This is a genomic window from Saccharothrix sp. NPDC042600, assembly GCF_040647305.1.
GTDB lineage: Bacteria > Actinomycetota > Actinomycetes > Mycobacteriales > Pseudonocardiaceae > Actinosynnema > Actinosynnema mutabilis.
Genome location: NZ_JBEZBW010000202.1, coordinates 1 through 4,138, shown reverse-complemented (window position 1 = coordinate 4,138; position 4,138 = coordinate 1). Strand labels below are relative to the sequence as shown.

Annotated in this window: 2 protein-coding genes and 1 pseudogene; 2 read left to right on the top strand and 1 reads right to left on the bottom strand. The window is 68.4% G+C overall.

The genetic code is table 11. From position 1 onward, the window contains the following. Positions 1 to 504: pseudogene (locus AB0A74_RS42515) on the bottom strand (hypothetical protein); the annotation flags it as partial. A 62-nt stretch (positions 505 to 566) separates the two neighbouring features. Here AB0A74_RS42515 and AB0A74_RS42510 point away from each other — a divergent pair. After that, positions 567 to 3,452: a BTAD domain-containing putative transcriptional regulator gene (locus AB0A74_RS42510; RefSeq protein WP_358258894.1), complete on the top strand. Its 2,886-nt coding sequence runs from the start codon at positions 567 to 569 to the stop codon at positions 3,450 to 3,452. Positions 3,453 to 3,562: 110 nt separating this feature from the next. Then, on the top strand, positions 3,563 to 4,138 hold a 576-nt coding region (locus tag AB0A74_RS42505; RefSeq protein ID WP_358258893.1), incomplete at its 3' end, for a hypothetical protein.

The window sequence follows — 4,138 nt, the reverse complement described above, 5'->3', positions numbered from 1 at the left end:
GTTGCCGGTGGTGGGCCGGTAGACCGTGAAGTCGGTCAACCCGTTACCGTCGAAATCACCCGAGTATCGCGCGGCACGGTTGTACTTCTGCGCGGCAATTCTGGCTGCGGGCAGGTAGTTGCCGTAGTAGCGCGGGTTCAAGGGGTCGGTGTAGGTGCTCCACGCGTGCCAGTTGGCCCCTCCACCGGACAGGTGGTAGGTCGCTCGTGCGTTGAAGGACGGGTCTCTCAGATCGCCGTACGTGCCGTTGCGCCACGGGTCGGACGAAACGACCTGGATCTGCCACATGCCCTGGTCCTGCGGCGTCGGGTCGTTGAAGTACGTCCGGCAGTCTGATTCCCCCATGCCGATCGCGATGGCCTCGACAAGGTCGTTCCCGGAGAACCCCGCGCCCGACGCGTACTTGGCGCACACGTCGGCTCCTTGCTCAACCGCGACCGCGGCCGGCGCGGGAAGCACTCCGACCGACAGGATCGCGCACAGCGCAAGAGCAAGCACACGCATCGAGTCCCCCCAGAGCTCAAAACCGTCTTCGAGCGGACCATAGCAGCGACTACGGTGTCCCGGTGCGAAAAGTCGGTGTCCTCGGTTCGGTCGAGGTCTGGCTCGACGGCGAGCGCCTTCCCGTGGGCCCGCCCCTGCAACGAACCCTGTTGGGGTTGCTCGCAGTGGAGGCCGGCGAGGCCCTGTCGGTCGACCGTCTTGTCGACGCGTTGTGGGGTGAGGCCCTGCCGCGCGACGCCCGGGGACTAGTGCACGGCTATGTGTCACGCCTGCGCAAAGTGCTGCGGCCGGCGGAGGTGGAGATCGGTCGGCGTTCATCGGGTTATGCCCTGGAAGTCGATCCGTCGATCGTCGACCTGCACCGGTTCCGCGCGCTCGTCCGTGCCGCATCGGGCCCGGACGACCTTCGGGCCGCGCTCGCGCTGTGGCGCGGACCAGCGTTGTCCGGGGTGGCTGTGTCGGACGTGGTCGCTCGCGTCCGGGTCGGTCTCGACGCCGAGCGGTTGACCGTCGCGGAGGAGTGGGCCGCGGCGGCGCTCGACGGCGGCCAACACCGCGAGATCCTCGACGAGCTCTCGGTCATCGTCGGCGCGCACCCGTTGCGGGAGAAACTGGTAGCGCTCGAAGTGCTCGCGCTGTATCGCTGTGGCAGACAAGCAGACGCGTTGCGCCGCTACCAGGAAACCCGCGCGCTGCTGGCCGCGGAGCTGGGCTTGGACCCGGGTCCCGACTTGCGCGAGTTGCACGAACGCATTCTGCGCGCGGACCCGGCGCTGTCCGCCGGTACTCGAGCCTCACCTGCGGCACGGGTCCGCGTGTCGTTGCCGCCGGACCTGCCGGACTTCTCCGGGCGCGCCGATGAGCTGGCGATCCTGTGCGGCGCGTCGACCGTGGTCGTGGTCGACGGTATGGCGGGCGTGGGGAAGACCGCGCTGGCGGTGCGCGCCGCACACCGACTCGGTGAGCGCTACCCGGACGCGAGGGTGTTCGTCGACCTGCACGGGTTCACTCCCGGCCGGTCCCCGGTCGAGCCCTTCACCGCCCTGGACTCGCTGCTGCGTGCCATCGGCGTGCCGTCCACGGACATCCCCGGTGAACTGGACCAGCGGGTGGTGGCGTGGCGCAACGAGATGGCGGCCCGACGAGCCGTCGTCATGCTGGACAACGCCGCCGACTCCCGGCAGGTCGCCCCGCTGCTGGCCGGTTCAGCCACCTGCCTCACCATGGTTACGAGCAGGCGAAGGCTCGTGCTCGACGGCGCCGCGCAGCTCTCGCTCGACGTCCTGCCCCGAGAGGACGCGCGTGCCCTGGTCGAACGGGTGGTGGGTGCGCGAGCGGTCGCCGATCCCGCCGGCGTCGCGGAACTGGTGGAGCTGTGCGGCCGACTGCCGCTGGCGCTGCGGATGGCCTCGGCGCGACTCGCACATCGTCCACAGTGGATAGTCAGGGACGCGGTCACCCGGCTCGGTGCGCAACGTCGGTTGCTCGCCGAACTCACGGCCGGTGACCGCGATGTGGTGTCCGCGTTCGCCCTGTCCTACGAGCACCTCGAACCGGAGCACCAGCGGGTTTTCCGCCTGCTCGGGACGAACCCCGGCAACGACATCGACCCGCACGCGGCCGCCGCCCTGGTCGGCATGCCGTTCCACGACACCTTGGACGTGTTGGAAGACCTGCTCGACCACCACCTGCTCGAACAGCGCGACCGCGGGCGGTACACCTTCCACGACCTGGTGCGCGAGTACGCCCGGTCCCTCGGTACCGAGGAACCGGTCGAACGTCTGCTGGACTACTACTTGCACGTGGCCCACCTCGCCGCGGACCTGATCCAGCCGGGCAGGCGTGCGATCGCGCCCAAGATCGCCCATGTCCCCACCGACGTACCGGCGCTGCGGGACCACGCCACCGCGATGACGTGGTTCTCCGCCGAGCGCGAGAACCTGGTGGCCGCCGCCCGGTACGCCGCCTCGGCGCGACTCGACCGGCACACCTGCGCGTTCCCGCGCGAGATCGGGCACAGCCTCATCGTCGGTCAGCACCTCGACGAACTGGTCCTGGTGCAGCAACCGGCGCCGGCGGCCGCCCGCAGGATCGGCGACCCCGCAGCGGAGATGGCAAGCCTCTACCACCTGACGATGGTCGGTTACTCCCGTTGTCGCTACCGGGAGGCGATGGACACCGGGGCGCGCACGTTGGCGGTCGCCCGAGCTTCAGGTGACGCGGCACGGGAAAGCGATGCGTTGGTGGTGCTGGGCATGCTGGCACACCGGCTGGGCCGGTTCGACGAAGCGCTCGCCCACTACCGGAGTGCGCTGCCCATCCAGGAACGGACCAACGCCCACCGGCAAGCCGCGATCTGCGTCGCCAACACCGGCCGCGTGCACCTGGCGCTCGGTGCCCCCGCTGCGGCTCTGGTCGAACTGGAGAACGCGCTGAGGCGCAGCCGGGACATCGACGAGCAGAGCGAGGAAGCGTCCGTCCTCTGCGGGCTGGGTGCTGCGCACAGCCTTCTGGGCGATCACGACCGCGCACTGGCGTTGTTGGATGAAGGGCTGGCCTTGGCTTCGGAGATCGGCAACCACCACTACGTCATGCGCGGACTTGTCAAGACCGCCGACGGGATGCGTAGGGCGAACAGGCTTGAGGAGGCGCGTGAGTTTGCGTCACGCGCCTTCGCCGCGCTCAGCCACGGCGTGAACCAGGACCACTTGAGCACCGCGCACAACGTCCTCGGCTGCATCGAATACGCGGCGGGCCAGGTGGACGCGGCAGTGCACCACCACCGAGAGGCGTTGGCCATCGCCTCGCGCATCGAGTACCGGATCGAAGAAGCACGCGCCCACGCGGGTCTCGCCCGCGCGCTCGACGGCCGCGAGCAGGCTGGTGTGCACAGAGACCGGGCAGTCGACCTGTGCACCTCGATGGGGGCGGCTGACCCGCTCACCTGACATCCAGGTTCCGTCCAGAACCGTTCCAGAGCCCCTTCCTAGCTTTCTCGCCGTTCGACGACGAGAAAGGGGAAAGGCTCACGATGCTACGCAAAACGATGGTGGCGGCCGTGGTGACGGGGCTGCTGTGGTCACTCGTGATGGGCGCGGTGTTCACGCCGGTCACCGCACAAGCCAGTGAAGTCGGAGGGCGGATCTCGCAGTCCGAGGTGATCTCGAGAGCCGAGTACTGGCTGAACAGAGGAATCCAGTACAACCAGGGCGGCTCCTACCCGGATTCGGACGGCAGGTACTACCGCACGGACTGCTCCGGGTACGTGTCGATGGCGCTGCACCTGCCGTCCAGCCTGACGTCCGGCAACATGCTCACGGACTCCCGGTTCCGCCCGGTCAGCCGAGAAGCACTTCGGCCGGGTGACGTGCTCACGTTCTCCGAGCACGTGATCTTGTTCGGCGGATACGACTCCGACCGCGTCCACTTCACCTACTACTCGTTCGGATCGACCCCGGTGAAGAAGGTGACCGGGGCGACCTTCAACGGCGCCACGCTCGACGGCTGGGCGACGAGCAATTACCACGCGCGCCGGTACGTCAACATAGTTGGCGGGAACACGGCCGCCTATTCAGGCGATTTCGACGCCAATGGGATGACGGATTTCGTCACCTACACCCCGTCAAACGGCAAT